18 protein-coding genes are annotated in these 18310 nt (G+C 74.0%); 3 read left to right on the top strand and 15 right to left on the bottom strand.

Going from position 1 to position 18310, the window contains the following annotated elements:
• Positions 1-14 precede the first annotated feature (14 nt).
• From fxsA to ACFVVX_RS08275, 5 genes are all read right to left on the bottom strand, one after another.
• A complete protein-coding gene (fxsA, locus tag ACFVVX_RS08295; RefSeq protein ID WP_387942769.1) occupies positions 15-584 on the bottom strand; it encodes an FxsA family membrane protein in 570 nt (189 codons plus the stop codon).
• A 55-nt stretch (positions 585-639) separates the two neighbouring features.
• The gene (gene lnt, locus ACFVVX_RS08290) at positions 640-2280 is read right to left on the bottom strand and encodes an apolipoprotein N-acyltransferase (RefSeq protein ID WP_387942767.1); all 1641 of its coding nucleotides are present in this window, start codon (positions 2278-2280) and stop codon (positions 640-642) included.
• Positions 2281-2414: 134 nt separating this feature from the next.
• Positions 2415-2870: a GNAT family N-acetyltransferase gene (locus tag ACFVVX_RS08285; RefSeq protein WP_387942765.1), complete on the bottom strand. Its 456-nt coding sequence runs from the start codon at positions 2868-2870 to the stop codon at positions 2415-2417.
• A 90-nt stretch (positions 2871-2960) separates the two neighbouring features.
• The gene (locus ACFVVX_RS08280) at positions 2961-4583 is read right to left on the bottom strand and encodes an amidohydrolase (protein ID WP_387942763.1); all 1623 of its coding nucleotides are present in this window, start codon (positions 4581-4583) and stop codon (positions 2961-2963) included.
• Between the two features lie 75 nt (positions 4584-4658).
• Entirely contained in the window at positions 4659-5099 is a 441-nt protein-coding gene (locus ACFVVX_RS08275) for an Lrp/AsnC family transcriptional regulator (RefSeq protein ID WP_030243361.1), read from the bottom strand.
• Between the two features lie 229 nt (positions 5100-5328).
• Here ACFVVX_RS08275 and ACFVVX_RS08270 point away from each other — a divergent pair, with 229 nt between their 5' ends.
• Entirely contained in the window at positions 5329-5781 is a 453-nt protein-coding gene (locus ACFVVX_RS08270; protein ID WP_387942761.1) for a hypothetical protein, read from the top strand.
• A gap of 116 nt (positions 5782-5897) precedes the next feature.
• On the opposite strand, the gene ACFVVX_RS08265 is transcribed toward ACFVVX_RS08270, so the two are convergent.
• Positions 5898-7061 (bottom strand): acyl-CoA dehydrogenase family protein, encoded by a 1164-nt coding sequence (locus tag ACFVVX_RS08265; RefSeq protein WP_387942759.1) that lies wholly within the window; start codon positions 7059-7061, stop codon positions 5898-5900.
• A gap of 210 nt (positions 7062-7271) precedes the next feature.
• On the opposite strand from ACFVVX_RS08265, the gene ACFVVX_RS08260 reads away from it, so the two are divergent.
• Positions 7272-7904, top strand: a complete 633-nt coding sequence (locus ACFVVX_RS08260) for a uridine kinase (protein WP_387942757.1) — start codon at positions 7272-7274, stop codon at positions 7902-7904.
• A 445-nt stretch (positions 7905-8349) separates the two neighbouring features.
• Complete coding sequence (locus ACFVVX_RS08255) at positions 8350-10338, top strand: AAA family ATPase (protein ID WP_387942939.1); 1989 nt, start codon at positions 8350-8352, stop codon at positions 10336-10338.
• 72 nt (positions 10339-10410) lie between these two features.
• On the opposite strand, the gene ACFVVX_RS08250 is transcribed toward ACFVVX_RS08255, so the two are convergent.
• The 9 genes from ACFVVX_RS08250 to ACFVVX_RS08210 all read right to left on the bottom strand — a co-directional run bounded on the left by ACFVVX_RS08250 (position 10411) and on the right by ACFVVX_RS08210 (position 18163).
• A complete protein-coding gene (locus ACFVVX_RS08250; protein WP_387942755.1) occupies positions 10411-11457 on the bottom strand; it encodes a hemolysin family protein in 1047 nt (348 codons plus the stop codon).
• A complete protein-coding gene (locus ACFVVX_RS08245) occupies positions 11454-12800 on the bottom strand; it encodes a hemolysin family protein (RefSeq protein WP_387942753.1) in 1347 nt (448 codons plus the stop codon). Before ACFVVX_RS08245 ends, ACFVVX_RS08250 begins: the two co-directional genes overlap by 4 nt.
• Positions 12801-13109: 309 nt before the next feature.
• Positions 13110-13547, bottom strand: coding sequence for a PH domain-containing protein (locus ACFVVX_RS08240; protein WP_387942751.1), 438 nt, complete (start codon positions 13545-13547; stop codon positions 13110-13112).
• Positions 13548-13673: 126 nt separating this feature from the next.
• Positions 13674-14522 (bottom strand): ATP phosphoribosyltransferase, encoded by an 849-nt coding sequence (hisG, locus tag ACFVVX_RS08235; protein ID WP_387942749.1) that lies wholly within the window; start codon positions 14520-14522, stop codon positions 13674-13676.
• A gap of 49 nt (positions 14523-14571) precedes the next feature.
• Positions 14572-14844 (bottom strand): phosphoribosyl-ATP diphosphatase, encoded by a 273-nt coding sequence (locus ACFVVX_RS08230; protein ID WP_387942747.1) that lies wholly within the window; start codon positions 14842-14844, stop codon positions 14572-14574.
• Between the two features lie 139 nt (positions 14845-14983).
• Positions 14984-15457 (bottom strand): 6,7-dimethyl-8-ribityllumazine synthase, encoded by a 474-nt coding sequence (gene ribH, locus ACFVVX_RS08225; RefSeq protein WP_387942745.1) that lies wholly within the window; start codon positions 15455-15457, stop codon positions 14984-14986.
• A gap of 41 nt (positions 15458-15498) precedes the next feature.
• Positions 15499-16860, bottom strand: a complete 1362-nt coding sequence (locus ACFVVX_RS08220; RefSeq protein ID WP_387942743.1) for a bifunctional 3,4-dihydroxy-2-butanone-4-phosphate synthase/GTP cyclohydrolase II — start codon at positions 16858-16860, stop codon at positions 15499-15501.
• Complete coding sequence (locus tag ACFVVX_RS08215) at positions 16857-17504, bottom strand: nicotinamide riboside transporter PnuC (protein ID WP_387942741.1); 648 nt, start codon at positions 17502-17504, stop codon at positions 16857-16859. The genes ACFVVX_RS08220 and ACFVVX_RS08215 overlap by 4 nt, the downstream gene beginning before the upstream one ends.
• Positions 17501-18163, bottom strand: a complete 663-nt coding sequence (locus tag ACFVVX_RS08210) for a riboflavin synthase (protein ID WP_387942739.1) — start codon at positions 18161-18163, stop codon at positions 17501-17503. Before ACFVVX_RS08210 ends, ACFVVX_RS08215 begins: the two co-directional genes overlap by 4 nt.
• Positions 18164-18310: the final 147 nt, after the last annotated feature.

Here is an 18310-nt window from a genome sequence, read left to right as displayed (position 1 = left end):
GTCGCCGAGCGGTGTCAGCCGTTGATCGGCGGGCGGTAGGTGGTGTCCGGGCCCTGCGGGCCGACACCCGGTTCGACCACCTCGCCCTGGATCACCTTGCCGTCCGGGCGGTGGATGCGCAGCTGCTCCTGGAGGCGCACCGCGTCCGCGAACGGGTCCGCCCCGGCGCCGGCGGTGCTGCGCAGCGCCTTGTCGGCGACGCGCCGCCCGGCGGCCCGCCACAGCACCCGGGTGGGCGGGAACAGCAGGGTCAGCGCCAGGGCGTCCGACAGGAAGCCCGGCACGATCAGCAGCAGGCCCGCCAGCACGGTGAGGCTGGTGCCGGTCTGGGGCTGCTGCGACTTCGGGTCACGGCTCTGGTCGATCGCCGCCGACAGCGCCTTCAGGCCGGCCCGCTTGATCAGCGAGCCGCCGATCACGGCGCCGGCGATGAGCAGCAGGACGACGGTCAGGCCGCCGAGCCACGAACCCACCTGGACCAGCAGCCAGATCTCCAGCACCAGCCAGGCGGTGATCAGCAGCGGCAGCACCCGCCGGAGCTTTCCGCGCGGAGCGGGTCGGGCGGGGGTAGCTTGCTGGCTCACGGTACGAATCCACTCCAAGCGGTGCTCTGCGCGCCGCACGGGAGGTCCGGGCCGGCTACGGCACCACCTGGTCCAACGACTCGCCGCTGCCGGGTGTTCCTCCGGCGCGCGACCGGCGGCGGCCGAGCAGTACGGCGGCGCCGCAGGCCAGCAGGCCCCCGACGGCCAGCGTCCACTCGGGCACGGCGCCGACCCGGTCGGCCACCGTGATGCCGTCGCGCAGCGGGACGGTGGCGGACAGCTCGGCGGCGGTCAGCTCCTCGGTCTGCTGGACCACCGAGCCGTCGGGGGCGATCACGGCGCTGATGCCGCTGGTGGCGGCGATCAGCACGGCCCGGCCGTGCTCGACGGCGCGCAGCCGGGACATCGCGAGCTGCTGCTCGGGCTGGCCGGTCCTGGCGTAGGTGGCGTTGTTGGTCTGCACGACCAGCACCCGGGCGCCCTGGTCGACGGTGTCGCGGACGATCTCGTCGTAGGCGACCTCGAAGCAGATCACGTCGCCGATCCTGGCCGGTCCGAGCTGCATGACGCCGTTGTGGTCGCCGGGGTAGAAGTCCTGGGCGACCCGCTGGAGGCGGGTGATCACCTTGGAGAGCTGGTCGCGGAACGGCACGTACTCGCCGAACGGGACGGGGTGCTGCTTGGTGTAGGAGGCGCCGGGGCCGGTCTTCGGGTCCCAGACGATGCCCTCGTTCTGGACGTGCTGCTCGTCCGGTCCCTCGACCAGGGTGCCGACCAGGGTGGGCACCCCGATCGCCTTCACGGCCGCGTCGATGCGCTCGTAGGCGAGCGGGTCGGTGAAGGGGTCGAGGTCGGAGGAGTTCTCCGGCCAGATCACGAGGTCCGGGCGCTCGACCTTGCCGGCCTTGATGTCGGCGGCGAGCCGCTCGGTCGCGGAGGCGTGGTTGTTGAGGACCATCATCGGGCGGCCGAGGAAGTCCATGCCGGGGTTCGGCACGTTGCCCTGGACCAGCGCGACCTTGACGGTGTCGGCGGGCTCGGTGGGCACCGGGACCAGGTACCCGCCGGACAGCGCGCCGACGGCCCCGAGGGCGGCGAGCGCGGCGGCCCGCGGCGACCGGCGCGGTCCGCGCAGCCGCAGGGCGGCCCAGGCCAGCAGGGTGCCGCTGAGCGCGACCGCGAAGGTCACCAGCGGGGCGCCGCCGAGCGCGGCGAGCGGGGTGAAGGGGGTCGCGGTGTTCGCGAAGGCGAGGCGCCCCCACGGGAAGCCGCCGAGCGGCAGCCGGTCGCGGGCCCACTCCTGGGTGACCCACAGGCAGGCCGCCCACAGCGGCCACCCGGGCAGGCGGGAGACGACGGCCAGCCCGGCGCCCAGCGCGGCCAGGAACAGCGCCTCGATGACGGACAGCCCGACGGTGGCGTCCCAGCCGACCACCCGCAGCCAGCTGAGCAGCAGCAGGAAGAACGGCAGCCCGAAGGCGAACCCCGTCCACGCCCCCTGGCGGGCCGTGCGGCCCCGGGTCAGCAGCGAGAGCGCCGCGACGCCGGCGATCGACAGCGGCCACAGGTCGAACGGCGGGAAGGCCAGGGCCAGCAGCAGGCCGGCGAGCACGGCGAGGCCGGTGCGGGGCAGCCCGGCGCGGACCTTCGCGAGGGCGCGGGCGGCCCGGCCGGGCGCGGCTGCCACGTCGGGTGTCTCGGGTGCGGCTCCGGGCCGCTCCTGGGTGACGGGCATGGCCACCGGCGCACCATCTCTCTGGGTGCCGTCCCCGCGGGCGCGGGGCGACTGTTCGGACGCTGTCCGAAGAAGGTACCCCGGAATGACACCCAACCGTGAGGTCGGGTTCCGGTCCCCGCCACCGGCCGGCGTCAGCGCGGGGTGTAGCGGACCTCCCGGAGCGGCCAGGCCTCGGCGAGCCAGCCGGCGACGGCGCGGTACAGCGGGGCGTCGAGGTGGGCGCGGTCCGCGCGGACCCAGGAGCTGACCTTCGTGGCGGACGGGTGCTCGCTGTCCGGGTAGATGTAGACGCAGCCGATCACCTCCCCGTCGGAGGGGTCCAGGACGGTGTAGGTGAAGCCGCGGCGGTGCTCGAAGTCGGCGGCGTGGCGGCGCAGGTCGGCGCGGTTCTGCTCGGGGGACATGCCCTCTCCGGGCGGCCAGGTGCCCGTCCAGCCCGGGGTGGCGTGGATGTGGTCGATGCTCGACGTCCAGGCCAGGAGGTCGGAGGTGTTGTGCTGCTCGCCGAGGGGCTCCAGGCGGAACCCCTCGGCGACGAGCTCGCGGGGGACGGTGAAGTCGGCGGGTACCAGCGGGTGATCGTTCATGCCGGTCAACCTACGCACCGGCGGCACGCCGTTCACCAGGTTTTCGGACCGGGGTACCGCCGGGCGGGGTGCCGCCAGGCGGGGTGTCGCTCAGGCGAGGTGGACCGTGCGGCCCCGGACGACGGTGCGCAGGCAGGCCGGGAGCGGGCGGCCGGGGGTGAGGTCGGGCAGGCCGGGGGTGCCGGAGCGCGGGTCGGTGGACCAGCCGGCGACCCGGGAGTCGGGCGCCTGGACGACCAGCTCCTCGGCGGCCCAGACCGCGTAGCTGGCGATCGCGCCGGGGACGAGGACGCCGTCCTGGTCCCGGCCGAGCGCCCGCCAGCCGCCCCGGGTGTGGGCGGTGAAGGCCGCGCGGACGGAGATCCGGTGCTCGCTCGTCCGGTGGAACGCGGCGGCGCGGACGGTGCCCCAGGGGTCGAGCGGGGTGACGGGGGCGTCGGAGCCGAAGGCGAGCGGGACGCCGGCCCGCAGCAGGGCGGCGAAGGGGTTCAGGGCGGCGGCGCGCTCGGTGCCCAGGCGCTGGACGTACATGCCGTCCGGGCCGCCCCAGGCGGCGTCGAAGGCGGGCTGGACGGAGGCGGTCAGGCCGAGTTCGGCGAACGCGGCGATGGACGTCGCGTCCAGCGCCTCGGCGTGCTCGACGCGGTGGCGCAGCGCCCTGACCCGGTCGGCGCCGACCCGCTCCCCGGCCGCCCGGACGCCGTCGAGGACGGCGGTGACGGCGGCGTCGCCGATGGCGTGGAAGCCGGCCTGCAGGCCGGCCTCGGTGCAGGCGGCGACGTGGTCGGCGACCTGCTCGGCGCTCAGGTAGGAGGTGCCGGTGTGCTCGGCGTCGGCGTAGGGGGCGTGCAGGCAGGCGGTGTGCGAGCCGAGCGCGCCGTCGACGAAGAGGTCGCCGCCGGCGCCCACCGCGCCGAGCCGCCGAGCGGTCTCCACGCCGGTGCGGCCCGCTCCGCCCAACTCTCCCCAGTACCCGAACACTTCGGGCCCGTCGCCGTCGGCGGCCAGGGCCAGCAGGGCGGCCAGGTCCTGCTCGGAGGAGATCTCCGGTCCCGCGCACTCGTGCAGGGCGCCGATGCCGAGCTCGGCGGCGCGGTCGAGGGCGGCGCGCTGGGCGCGGCGGCGCTGCTCGGGGGTGAGGTGGGCGAGCGCGGTCCGCCGTACGGCGTGGTGGGCGTCGCGGGTCAGCGGGCCCTCGGGGTGGAAGCCGGGCCGGTCGGCGAGGCCCTCGGTGAGGGCGCGCAGCGCGGTGGTGGCGAGCGCGGAGTGCACGTCGGTGCGGGACAGGTACACGGCGGCGCCGCGGGCGGCCGCGTCGAGCTCGGCGAGCGTGGGCGGGCGTCCCTCGGGCCAGCCGGTCTCGTCCCAGCCGTGGCCGATCAGGACGCCGTCGGGCTCCGGCCGGGCGGCGACGAAGGCGGCGACGGCGTCGAGTGCGGCGGCCAGCGAGGGGCTGCCGGTGAGGTCGAGGCCGGTGAGCGCCAGTCCGGTGGAGGTGGCGTGCACATGGGCGTCGACGAAGGCGGGGGTGACCAGCGCACCGTCCAGGTCGACGATCTCGTCGACGGTGTCGGCGTACGCCTCGGCGGCTCCGTCGCTGCCGACCCAGGCGATGTGTTCGCCCTCGACGAGCATCGCGGTGGCGAAGGGGTCGGCGGGGCTGTAGACGGCGCCGCCGCGCAGCAGGACGGTCCGGAGGGTGCGTTCGGTCATGGCGCTGGGGCGCTTCTTTCGGATGTCGTCGGATGAGCGGGTGAGCACCCCGGGTCTGCACCTCGTGGGGCGTGCTCAGAGCTTGGGGGGCCGCGCCTCGTAGGGGGTGGAGAGGACCACGGTGGTGCGGGTGGAGACGCCGGCCGCGCTGCGGATGCGGGCGAGCAGGTCCTCCAGGTCGCCGGGGGCGCCGACGCGGACCTTGAGGATGTAGTTCTCGTCCCCCGCGACGCTGTGGCAGGCCTCGATCTCGGGCAGGCCGGCCAGCCGCTCCGGTGTGTCGTCCGGGGCGCTGGGGTCGAACGGCTTGACCGAGATGAACGCGGTCAGGGCCAGGTCGACGGAGTCGGGGTCGATGATCGCGGTGTAGCCGCGGATCACCCCTCGCTGTTCGAGGCGGCGCACGCGCTGGTGCACCGCCGAGGTGGACAGGCCGGTGGCCTTGCCCAGGTCCGTGTAGCTCATCCGGCCGTCCTCAAGGAGCAGCTGAACGATGCGCTGGTCGAGATCCTCCACAAGGCGCAAACCTACCCGGTCGGGGGCGCGCGCGGCGCCCGGGTGGGCGCACGCGGTGGCACGGGAGGCGGTGCGGCGTGCCGGGTGGGCACATGCCGGACGAATGTGGCGAAGGACACACCCGGTGCATCACAGTGCAACGGGCCGCAGGATTATGAGTCCGCGTCGCAGGGAAGTGCTGGTTGTGGCCCCGGGCGACCACGCCGGGCCCGATCCAAGGGGGATCACCATGCCTGCAACTGACGAGCGTTCGCTGGGCGCCGACGACACCCACGATACGACCGGCCGCGAGGATCTCGCGGTCGGCCACGACCCGGCTCCGGGGGTCGACCCGGGCGAGGGCGACACCTGGGAGATCTTCCGGGTGCACTGCCCCGAGTGCCGCCGCCCGATCGCCCTGGTCGGCGACGAGGAGCGGCTGCCGCAGCACGCGGTGCTGCCGACCGCCTGGCACCCCTTCTCCCCCGCGCTCTGCCCGGGTTCGGGCGTTGCGGCGGACGACCTCGCGGAGGTGGAGGACGCGCAGGACGCGCAGGCCCCCGGACTGGAGGCGCTGTTGACGCTGCCGGCCGAACTCGACTGGCGCACGCAGCCGTTCTCGCACGCGGTGGCGCACCGCCCGGTGCGGGTCGAGGCGGCCCCGGCGATCCCGGAGCAGCGCCGCCGGCTGGCGCGCCGCTGACGGAACGAGCGACGGCTCGGCTGACGGCTCGCCGTCGGGCCCGGGCCCGAGATGCCTCCGGGCGTCACTCCGCACCCTGGAGTGACGCCCGGAGGCCGTTCGCGGGAGGGCCGTTGTCAGCCCTTGGTGAGGTGGCGGCCGATGACCAGGCGCTGGATCTGGTTGGTGCCCTCGACGATCTGCAGGACCTTGGCCTCGCGCATGTAGCGCTCGGCCGGGAAGTCCTGGGTGTAGCCGTAGCCGCCGAGCACCTGGACGGCGTCGGTGGTGACCCTCATCGCCGCGTCGGTGCAGAACAGCTTGGCCATCGCCGCCTCCTTGGAGAACGGCAGGCCGGCGTCGCGGCGGCGCGCGGCGGACAGGTAGAGCGCGCGCCCGGCCTCGATCTGGGTGGCCATGTCGGCGAGCAGGAACGACAGGCCCTGGAAGTCGGCGATCGGCCGGCCGAACTGGCGGCGGGTGCGCGCGTAGTCCACGGCGAGGTCGAGCGCGGCCTGGGCGACGCCGACCGCGCAGGCGGCGATGCCGAGGCGGCCGGAGTCGAGCGCGGAGAGCGCGATCTGGAAGCCCTGGCCCTCGGTGCCGATCAGCCGCTCGCGGGCCACCCGGGCGCCGTCGAAGTGCAGCTGCGCCGTCGGGGAGGAGCGCATCCCCATCTTGTGCTCCGGCGGCGCCGCCGAGAGGCCGGCCACGGTGCCGGGGACCAGCAGGCAGCTGATGCCGCGGGCGCCCTCCTCGCCGGTGCGCACCAGGGCGCTGTAGAAGTCGGCCTGGCCGCCGTGGGTGATCCACGCCTTGGTGCCGCTGACCACGTAGTCCTCGCCGTCCAGGTCCGCGCGGGTGCGCAGGGCGGCGGCGTCCGAGCCGGACTGCGGCTCGGAGAGGCAGTAGGCGCCCAGCTGCTCGCCGGAGAGCATGCCGGGCAGCCAGTCGGCCCGCTGCTCCTCCGTCCCGAAGGTGGCCAGGGCGTGGCAGGAGAGGGTGTGCACGCTGACGCCGAGGCCGATGGCCAGCCAGCCGGCCGCCAGCTCCTCCAGGACCTGGAGGTAGACCTCGTAGGGCTGCTCGCCGCCGCCGTACTGCTCGCCGTAGGGCAGGGAGAGCAGGCCGGCCTCGCCGAGGGTGCGGAAGACCTCGCGCGGGAAGCGTCCGGCGTCCTCGTCCTCCGCCGCGCGGGGCTGGAGCTCGCGCTGGACGAGGTCCCGGGTGAGGCTCAGCAGTTCGCGGGCCTCCTCGCTCGGCAGCTGGCGGTCCACGGCTTTCGCAGGGGCGGGGGTCATGGCGGTTGGTCGCCTCCTCGATCAGGCTCCGGCACCCCGGTGTGACGGGCGCGGAGCGGGTGTGGCAGGTCGGCCGGACCGGCACCGGGTTACGGTGAACGGCCGTTCACATGTGCGGCGAAGCGAGTATGCCCGATCACGGCGCTGCCGTCACGACCTGCATGGAATCACTGTCCGTACTGGAGTACGGACCGCCGTAGGGTTGCCGTTGTGGCTGCTTCCGAAATCCCCGAAACCGCTGTTCCGGCGCCCGCCCCCGACGGCCTGACCCGGCTGGCCGGGGAGCTGCGCGCGCTGGCGCCGTCCTGCGGACCGGTCCGGCTGGTCGCGGTGGACGGGCACGCGGGCTCGGGCAAGACGACGTTCGCGGCCCGGCTGGCGGGGGCGCTGGGCGGGGCGCCGGTCGTCCACCTGGACGACCTGGCCACGCACGCCGAGCCGTTCGGCTGGCCCGGGCCGCTGCACGCCCAGGTGCTGGAGCCGCTGGCGGCCGGGCGGGACGCCGGGTACCGGGTGTACGACTGGACGCTGCGCCGGTTCGCCGGGACGGCGGCGGTGCCGGTCGCCCCGGTGGTGCTGGTCGAGGGAGTCGGCGCCGGGCGGCGCGAGCTTCGGCCGTGGCTGGCCCGGCTGATCTGGATGGAGCTGGACGCCGACTCCGCCCGCCGACGCGGCGAGGAGCGGGACGGGCCGGCCCTCGCGGAGTTCTGGGAGGGCTGGGCGCGGGCCGAATCGGCGCATTTCGCCGCCGACCCGAGCCGTCCGCACGCCGGGACGACGGTGGACGGAGTGACCGGGCGGATCTCGCCGGGCACCGTCGGTGAACCTTCAACAAGCCCTTGACCTGCGGTATCACCAGGACTTAGGTTCTCATCAGTTGCTCGATTTGTTGATCGCGCAACATCGGGCCCGGCATCCCCGGCTTGTTCCCCCGTGAGCCGGGGATGCCGCCCCCTTCTCCCACCCCCGTGCGCCCGTGCCCTCCCCCGGCGCCCCCGGGGAGCCCAACGGCCCCGCCCCCGATCGCATTTGACCCGGCGCGGCACCCTTCCGGATCAGCGCTGCGCCGGTACGATTCCAGGCAGGCGCATCTGCGCCCCGGGGGCTATCGACCACCGGCCGGCTCTGCGCACCCGACCCGCCGGCCGAGCCCCGAGGCACACCGCGGGGGGCGTGAGTGACGACGGTGGACAGTTCCGACAGCAACGACGCGGGCGGCGGCCACGCGGACGGTGACAGCGCGGTCGGCGGTGCGGGCGGCGGCCGGACGGGCGGCCCGGCCCCGAACCTGCTCGCCGACCGGGCCTGGCTGCGTGCCATGGACGCCTACACGGCGGGCGCCTACGCCCGCGCGGAGGAGGAGTTCCGCACGGCCGTCCGGCTGGACCCGGGAATGGCCGACGCCTGGCTCGGCCTGCACGCCCTGCGCAGCGACACCTCCGGCGCCCTGCTCGCCATGTACCGGCACCAGAAGCGCTTCGGCGAGCAGCGCCGGATCCACCGACGGCCGCTCAGCTCCTGGTACTGGCTGGGGTGGTGGGTCCAACCCGTCCTGGAGGACTCCCGCGACCTCGCCCTCGCACACGCCTCGCACTGGCTGGACGGGCGCCACCTGGCCCGGCTGGACCAGGCGTTGGAGCAGTGCCCGCCCGCCGAGCAGGACCCGTCGGTGCGCTTCCTGCACGCCTGCCGGTCCTATCTGCTCAAGGACTGGGAGCAGTTGATCCGCGACACCGACCGCCTGCTCGACGACCAGCTGCTCGGCATCGAGGCCGGGCTGTTCGCCGGGATGGCCCGGGTCCGACTGGACATGTGCGCACAGGCGCAGGCCCCGCTGGCGGCCTCGCTCGCCCGCTGCCGCTCCGAGCAGCCGCAGCGCAAGGAGCTGCGCTACTGGCTCGGCCGCGCCTACGAGGGGGCCGGGCGCAGCGCCGCCGCGCTGCCGCTCTACCGGGCGGTGCACCGGGCCGACCCGGCCTTCATGGACACCGCGGCCCGGCTGGCCGCGATCTCGGCCGAGGACGGCGTGGTCGACTCGCTGCTCGACTCCGCCGGGACCGGCCGGGAGGCCGGGCGGTCGGCCGGGACGGGGGCGGAGGACCCCTACGACCCCGCCGGACCGGACGTGGACGTCGACCTGGATGTCGACCTGGACCCGTACGGCTTCCCGGAGTTCGCCGACGAGGAGGGCCCCGGGGCCGACCCGCAGCCGGCGCCGGAGGCGGACAGATCCACCGACGAGGCACCGGACGGCGGCCCCGAACCGGTGGACGAGGAGAGCGGCCCGCCGCCGGCCGGCGAGCGCGCCGGCTCGGCCCTCCCACCGGACGGGCCCGCCCCCGCGGCGCCCGTGCCCGTCCCCGCCCGGGGTGAGGCGCCGCCCGGCACCTTCGGCGGTTACGGTGCCGAACGCACGGGCGACGACCGCGAGTTGGACGCCGCGCTGGCCGAACTCTCCCGGATGGTCGGACTGGAGCCGGTGAAGCGGCAGGTCCGGGCGCTCTCCGCGCAGTTACGGATGTCCCGGCTGCGGGAGGAACAGGGCCTGCCGGTGCAGCCGCCGAAGCGGCACTTCGTCTTCTCCGGCCCCTCGGGAACGGGCAAGACCACGGTGGCCCGGATCCTCGGCCGGGTCTTCCACGCCCTCGGCCTGCTCTCCGGCGACCACCTGGTGGAGGCCCAGCGGGCCGACCTGGTCGGCGAGTTCCTCGGCCAGACCGCGGTCAAGGCGAACGAGCTGATCGACTCCGCGCTGGACGGCGTGCTCTTCATCGACGAGGCCTACAGCCTCTCCAACTCCGGCTACAGCAAGGGCGATGCCTACGGCGACGAGGCCCTGCAGGTCCTGCTGAAACGGGCCGAGGACAACCGCGACCGGCTGGTGGTGATCCTGGCCGGCTACCCGGAGGGCATGACCCGGCTGCTCGCCACCAACCCGGGCCTCAACTCCCGCTTCACCACCCGGGTGGACTTCCCCAGCTACCGCCCCGGTGAGCTGACCGCGATCGGCGCGGCCCTCGCGGACCGGGACGGCGACGGCTGGGACGAGGACGCGGCCGAGGAGCTGGCCAGCATCTGCACCCACGTGGTCCGCGAGGGCTGGATCGACGAGCTGGGCAACGGGCGGTTCATCCGCACCCTGTACGAGAAGTCCTGCGCCTACCGCGACCTGCGGCTCTCCCTGCTGCGCCGGCCGCCCGGCCGGGAGGACCTGGCGACGCTGCGCCTGCCGGACGTCGTCCAGGCGTACGGGGAGCTGATCGACGGCCGGGGCTGAGACCGCGGCGGCCGGCCGTCGACCGGCGACGGCCCCGCAGGGCCGTCGCCTCGCCGAACGCGGACCCCCCCCTCAGGCCACGGAGCGGTGGTCCGGGTCGTGCACCTCGCCGACCAGCTCCTCCAGCACGTCCTCCAGCATGACCACGCCGAGCGTGCGCCCGTCCTGGTCCAGCACGGCGGCCAGGTGGCAGGCGGCCCTGCGCATCGCGCCGAGGGCGTCGTCCAGCGGGAGCGTGCCGCGCAGCACCGTGATCGGGCGCCAGTGGCGGGCCGGGACGGGTACGGACGGGTCCTCCACGTCCAGGATGTCCTTGAGGTGCAGGTAGCCGAGGTAGCCCTGGCCGGCCGGGTCGCCGTCGGTCACCGGGAAGCGCGAGAAGCCGGTGCGCAGCGCCAGCTCCTCGACCTGCGCGGCGGTCACCCCGGTGTCGACGGTGACCAGCTGCTCGGGCTTCAACAGGACGTCGGTGACCGGGCGGTGGCCCAGCTCCAGGGCGTCCTCCAGGCGCTCCTGGCGGCCCTTGTCGAGCAGGCCCGCGTCCCGGGAGTCGGCCAGCAGGTACATCAGCTGCTCGGTGGTGAAGACCGACTCCACCTCGTCCTTGCCCTCGACCCTGAACCGCCGCAGCACCGTGTTGGCGAAGGCGTTCAGGAAGCGGATCACCGGCGCGAGCCAGCGGGCGAGGCGGTCCAGCGGCGGGCCGAGCCAGAGCGCGGCCTTCTCCGGTCCGGCCAGGGCCATGTTCTTGGGCACCATCTCGCCCATCACCATGTGCAGGAAGACCACCACGGCGAGCGAGATCCCGTACGAGAGCGGGTGCATCAGCCCGGCGGGGACGCCGATCGCGTGGAACGGGCCCTCCAGCAGGCCCGCGATGGTGGGCTCGGCGAGCGCGCCCAGGCCCAGCGAGCAGACGGTGATGCCGAGCTGGGCGGCGGCGAGCATCGCGGAGACGTTGGAGAGCGCGTGCAGCACGGTGCGGGCACGCTTGTTGCCGGCCTCGGCGAGCGGTTCGATCTGGCTGCGGCGCACCGAGATCACGGCGAACTCCGCACCGACGAAGAAGGCGTTGCCGAGCAGCAGCAGAAGGGCGACGGCCAGTTGGAGCGCGGTCATCGGGTCCCGTCCTCGTCGTCACGGCCGAAGCGGTGGCGCTCGCCGGTCCGCTCGATCCGCACCCGGCTGGTGCGATGGCGGTCGACGGCCTCCACGGTGAAGCGCCAGCCGGGCAGTTCGGCCTGCTCCCCGGGGACGGGCAGCCGGCCGAGCAGGTCGGAGACCAGGCCGGCCAGCGTCTCGTAGGGGCCGTCGGGGGCGTGCAGGCCGATCGACTCCAGCTGGCCGGTCCGGGCGCGGCCGTCGGCGGCCCAGACGGGCAGCCCGTCGACGGGCGGCAGCGGGACCAGCTCCGGGGTGTCGGCGGGGTCGTGCTCGTCCTGCACCTCGCCGACGATCTCCTCGACGATGTCCTCGACGGTGACGACGCCGGCGGTGCCGCCGTACTCGTCGACCACGATGGCCATCGGCTGGAGCCGGCGCAGCTGGTCGAGCAGACGCTCCGCGGGCAGGGTCTCGGGCACCAGCAGCGGCGGCGAGACCAGCTCGGCGACCCGGACCAGGCCGCGCCGCGCGGGCGGTACGGCGAGCGCGTCCTTGAGGGTGACGGTGCCGGCGACCTCGTCCAGGCTGTCGGTGTAGACCGGGAAGCGGGAGAGGCCGGTGGCCCGGGTGAGGTTGAGGACGTCGGCGGCGCTGGCGTCGCTCTGCAGGGCGGAGACGTCGACGCGGGGGGTCATCACCGACTCGGCGGTGAGATCGCCCAGGCCGAGGGTCCGGACGAACAGCGTGGCCGACTCCTCGTCTATCGCCCCGGCCTTGGCCGAGTGCCGGGCCAGCGAGACCAGCTCGGCGGGGGTGCGGGCGTGGCCCAGCTCCTCCTGCGGCTCGATGCCGAAGGCGCGGACCGTCCGGTCGGCGGCGCCGTTGAGGAAGCTGATCAGCGGCCGGCAGGCGAAGGAGAACGCCATGTGCGGGGCGGCGACCGCGCGGGCCACCTGGAGCGGCCGGGAGATCGCCCAGTTCTTGGGGACGAGCTCGCCGATCACCATCTGCACCACGGTGGCCAGCACCATGCCGACGATCAGGGCGACACCGCGGGCGGCGCCGTCGGGCAGGCCGATGCCGGTGAGCACGGGCTTGAGCAGCACGGAGAGCGCCGGTTCGGCGAGCATGCCGACCACCAGCGAGGTGACGGTGATGCCGAGTTGGGCGCCGGAGAGTTCGAACGAGAGGTGCCGCTGGGCCCTGGCGACCCGGCGGGCCTTGGCGTCACCGGCCTTGGCGGCGCGGTCCACCGCACCGCGCTCCACGGTCACGAAGGCGAACTCGGCGGCCACGAACAGGCCGTTGGCGAGGATGAGCAGAAGCGCCGCGAACAGCAGCAGCCAGGCGGTGATCACAGTGCCGCCTGCCTTCCGGCGGGCGGAAGCGAGGCGGCGCAGGTACTACCGGACGGATCGTCCATCGAGGGGGTGTGTCACTCCTCAGGTCGTAGCGGGAGGCGTTGGTGGCGGGAGGCGTTTTCGGGCAGGGCGAAACCTTTGCCCTGCTTTTTCCAGCGTAGACGATACCCCGAGCGGGAGTCGGATCCCTGTTCGGACCCGCGCTGCGGTCGGTGCCCCGGAGCGGCTTCGGGCCCGGCGGTCGGGCCCTGTGTTCGGGTCCACCTCCCGGGCCGGGCGCTCGGGCCGGGCGCTCGGGCCGGGCGCTCAGGCCCGGCCGCGGCTCTCGACCAGGTCGCGCAGCGCGCGGGCGTCCGCGATGGCCTGGGCCTTGCCGACGCCGGACTGGATGCCCACGGCGGCCAGCGAGGTGCCGTCCGCGAGATCCAGCGTCGCCCACGGGTCGCCCTGGCGGAAGTTGACCCGGACGATCTCCTCCCAGGCCAGCCGGCGGCTGCGGACGAAGTTGACCACGGTGATGCCGTCCGCGTCGGCGCTCACCCGGGGCCGGGCCAGCATCAGGCCGGCCGCCGCGAACAGCGCGCCGCTGAGGGCCATCATGATCCGGTCGTTGAGCTGCCAGTTCTGCGGGAGCGCGACGGCGATCACGGCGAACATCACGACCAGCAGCGCGCAGACCGGCAGCAGCACGGCCCGGGTGCGGCGCGGGGCCCAGGTGACGGGGAACTCGGCGGGGGTGGACACGTGGGTCTCCGGTGGGGGTTGCCAGGGAACCGGCGGGGTTTCCAGGGAAAGGGGCGGGGACGCTGTGCGCGTCCCCGCCCCATTGAACCGCTGCTTAGCTCCGCGCCCGGAGCCGGGTCGCCGGTGTCAGAGGCGGCAGGCGTGGATGTTGGTCACCAGGATGGCCCGGGCGCCGATGCTCCACAGGTCGTCCATGATCCGCTGGGCCTCCTTGCGGAGCACCATCGAACGGACCGCGACCCAGCCCTCGGTGTGCAGCGGGGAGACGGTCGGCGACTCCAGGCCCGGGGTCAGCGCGACGGCGGCGCCGACCTGCTCGGCGCGGATGTCGTAGTCCATCAGCACGTAGCGGCGGGCCACCAGCACGCCCTGCAGACGGCGCAGGAACTGGTCGACGCCCGCGTCCTCCCCCGCGCCCTTCGGCCGGATCACCACGGCGTCGGAGACCAGGATCGGGTCGCCGAACACCTCCAGGCCCGCGTTGCGCAGGCTGGTGCCGGTCTCCACCACGTCGGCGATCACATCGGCGACGCCCAGCTGCACCGCGGTCTCCACCGCGCCGTCCAGCTTGGTGACGGTGGCCTTCACACCGTGGTCGGCGAGGTGCTGCTCGACCAGTCCGGTGTACGAGGTGGCGATCCGCAGGCCCTCCAGGCCCTGGACGTCCTTGACCTCCACGCCCTCCGGGCGGGCGAAGCGGAAGGTGGAGCCGCCGAAGCCGAGCGCCAGCACCTCCTCGGCGTTGGAGTGCGAGTCCAGCAGCAGGTCGCGGCCGGTGATCCCGACGTCCAGGCGGCCGGAGCCGACGTAGACGGCGATGTCGCGCGGACGCAGGAAGAAGAACTCGACCTCGTTGTTCGGGTCGACGAGGACGAGCTCCTTGGGGTCCTTGCGCTGGCGGTAGCCGGCCTCATGGAGCATCTCCGCCGCGGGACCCGAGAGCGAACCCTTGTTGGGGACGGCGATGCGCAGCATGGAGGTCGGTTCCTTACCTGGTGGGGAGTGGAGTGGCACGTCGGCCGGGTCAGAGGTACTTGTAAACGTCTTCGAGCGTCAGCCCGCGGGCGACCATCATCACCTGAAGGTGGTAGAGGAGCTGGGAGATCTCCTCGGCGGTCTGCTCGTCCGACTGGAACTCGGCGGCCATCCAGACCTCGGCGGCCTCCTCGACAACCTTCTTGCCGATCGCATGGACGCCCTGCTGGACGAGCTGCGCGGTACGGGAGGACGAGGGGTCGCCGGTGGCGGCCTTCTGCTGGAGCTCGGTGAAGAGCTCCTCGAATGTCTTCAGAGCCATGATGGACTCACCTTACGGCGTGCGGGCTTACGGGCGGTAAACAGTCCCGGACCGTGGACAGTCCGATGGACGTCCACGGTCCGGATCCCGGTGTGCTGGTCGTACCGCCGAAGTGGGCGGGCCTGCTCGCGGTCGGTGCTCAGGCGATCCGGCGGAGCACGGCGGCGGTGGCGACGGCCGCCGTGACGGCCTCGTGGCCCTTGTCCTCGGCGGAGCCGGGCAGGCCCGCGCGGTCCAGCGCCTGCTGCTCGTTGTCGCAGGTCAGCACGCCGAAGCCGACGGGGACGCCGGTGTCGACGCTGACCTGGGTGAGGCCGGAGGTGGCCGCCTGGCAGACGTAGTCGAAGTGCGGGGTGCCGCCGCGGATGACGACGCCGAGGGCGATCACCGCGTCGTAGCCGCGCTCGGCGAGGCGCTTGGCGGCGACCGGCAGCTCGAAGGTGCCGGGCACCCGGAGCACGGTGGGCTCGTCGATGCCGAGCTCCTTGAGCGCCCGGTGGGCGCCGTCCAGCAGCCCGTTCATCACCTTGTCGTGCCACTGGGCGGCGATCACGGCGACCTTCAGGCCGGCGGCGTTGTCGATGGTCAGCTCGGGGGCTCCGTGGCCGCTCATGTGCTGTTCCCTCTCGGTGGTCGGTACGTGGGTGGGGTGCTTCAGGAGTCCTGGCCGAGACCGGGCAGCTCGTGGCCCATCCGGTCGCGCTTGGTGCGCAGGTAGCGCAGGTTGTGCTCGCCGGGCGGGGTCTCGATCGGCTCGCGGCCCTTGACCTTGAGGCCGTGCTCGGTGAGCGCGGCCAGCTTGTCCGGGTTGTTGGTGAGCAGGGTCAGCGAGCGCACGCCGAGGTCGCCGAGCATCTGCGCGCCGATGCTGTAGTCCCGGGCGTCGGCGGGCAGTCCGAGGTCGAGGTTGGCGTCGACGGTGTCGCGGCCCTGCTCCTGCAGCTCGTAGGCGCGCAGCTTGTGGGCCAGGCCGATGCCGCGGCCCTCGTGGCCGCGCAGGTAGAGGACGACGCCGCGGCCGGCGGCGGCGACCTTCTCCAGCGAGGCCTGGAGCTGCGGGCCGCAGTCGCAGCGCAGCGAGCCGAACACGTCACCGGTCAGGCACTCGGAGTGGACCCGGACGAGGACGTCCTCGCCGTCGGGCAGCCGGCCGTCGGCGTCCAGGCCGCCGGCGACCAGGGCCAGGTGCTCGACGCCGTCGATGGTGCCCCGGTAGCCGACCGCGGTGAACTCCCCGTACGCGGTGGGCAGCGCGGTGACGGCCGCCCGGTCGACGTGCAGCTCGGTGCGGCGGCGGTAGGCGATCAGGTCCTCGATGGAGATGATCGCCAGGCCGTGCTCGCGGGCGAAGGCGACCAGCTCGGGCAGCCGGGCCATGGTGCCGTCGTCGTTGACCACCTCGGCGATGGCACCGGCCGGCGCCAGCCCGGCGAGCCGGGCCAGGTCGACGGCGGCCTCGGTGTGGCCGGGGCGCACCAGCACGCCGCCCTCGACGGCGCGCAGCGGGAAGACGTGCCCGGGGCGGGTGAGGTCGCCGGGCTCGGTGCCGGTGGAGGAGAGCAGGCGGACGGTGCGGGCGCGGTCGGCGGCGGAGATGCCGGTGTCGACGCCGTCGCGGGCGTCCACCGAGACGGCGTAGGCGGTGCCCTTGCGGTCCTCGTTGACCTGGGTCATCGGGGGCAGCTTGAGCCGGTCCAGCTCGTCGCCGGTCATCGGGGTGCAGATCACGCCGGAGCTGTAGCGGATGGTGAAGGCCATCAGCTCGGGGGTGGCGGCGGAGGCGGCGAAGACGATGTCGCCCTCGTTCTCGCGGTCCTCGTCGTCGACCACGATCACGGCGCGGCCGAGCGCGATGTCGGCGATGGCCCGCTCGACGGGGTCGAGCACCAGGTCGAGGCCGTCGCCCGGTCCGGTGGCCCGGCTCGCGGCCTGCTGCGTGGCCTGCTGCGCGGTCTCGCTCGCGCTCTGGTTCGCGCTGTAATTCGTGCTCTGGTTCGTGGTCCGGTTGGCGGTCATGCCGTGACTCCCTGCGGGACGGTGGCGGACGAGATGCGCGGCTCACGGGTGCTCAGCCACCAGGAGCGCAGGCCGAGCAGCACCAGGACGAAGTAGATGGAGTAGGTGAGGCCGGAGAAGGCGTAGCCGCTGTTGAAGGCCAGCGGGACGCCGACCACGTCGACGGCGACCCAGGCGAACCAGAACTCGACCCAGCCGCGGGCCTGGGCGACCATCGCCGCCAGCGTGCCGACGAAGATGTACGCGTCCGACCACGGGCTCCACGACAGGCTGGGGTTGGCCAGGAACAGCCAGGCCAGCGCACTGGTGCCGAAGGCGGTGCCGGCCACCAGCACGGCCCGCTCGGGCCAGCTGGCGAAGCGCACGGCGATCCCGCCGGTGTCACGGCGGCCGCGCTGCCACTGGTTCCAGCCCCAGGCCGCGGTGGCGACCACGATCAGCTGCTTGCCGATCAGGCCCGGCACATGGCCGTTCAGGTACGCGGTGATCAGCACGGCGCCGGAGAGCAGTTGGAGCGGCCAGCTCCACACCGAGCGGCGCCAGCCGAGCGCCAGGGCGGACAGACCGAGCAGGTTGCCGATCATGTCGGCCCACTTCACGTGCTCGCCGAAGGCCGTGAAAGCGATTCCGCTGAGCCAGTTCACTGGGGATCTCCGGCGATGGTGGTGGGGAGGGTGCGGGATTCGAGCAGGCGCTCCACGTACTTGGCGAGGACGTCCACTTCGAGGTTGACGCTCTCGCCGGCCGACTTGGCGCCGAGCGTGGTCAGCGCGAGGGTGGCGGGGATGAGGCTGACGGTGAAGCTGTCCAGGGCGGCCTCGACCACGGTGAGGCTGACGCCGTCGACGGTGATCGAGCCCTTCTCCACCAGGTAGCGGGAGATGGTGGCGGGCAGCGAGAAGCGCAGCACCTCCCAGCGGAGGTTGCCGTCCGCGTCCCGCTCGCCGGGCTCGCGGGCCAACAGCTTTCCGGTGGCGTCGACATGGCCCTGCACGAGGTGCCCGCCGAGCCGTGCGCCCAGGGCCATCGCGCGCTCCAGGTTGACCCGGGAGCCGGGGGCGAGTTCGCCGAGGCTGGAGCGGTGCAGCGTCTCGGCCATCACGTCCGCGCTGAACTCACCGCTGTCCGCGGCCAGTTGCTCGGGGGTGTCGACAACGGTCAGGCAGACGCCGTTGACCGCGATGGAGTCGCCGTGGTGCGCGCCCTGACAGACCACCGGGCCGCGCAGACGGATTCGCGAGGAGTCGCCGATCTCCTCGATCGACACGACCTCGCCGAGCTCTTCGATGATGCCGGTGAACACCCGGGTTCTCCTCGCGCTTGGGGGCGCGGACTCCGGGGCGGCACGGGAGAGGACACGGACGGGCACGGGTGCGCGAGCCGACCGGGCGGGCCCGTCGTCGCGGTGACCGGCCCCCCGAAGTCGGGGTGTCGGACCGCCGGGAGGGAG

The organism is Kitasatospora sp. NPDC058170 (assembly GCF_042883905.1).
Taxonomy (GTDB): Bacteria; Actinomycetota; Actinomycetes; order Streptomycetales; family Streptomycetaceae; genus Kitasatospora.
The sequence above is the reverse complement of the archived record's forward strand: the minus strand, read 5'-3'. Positions and strand labels throughout refer to the sequence as shown.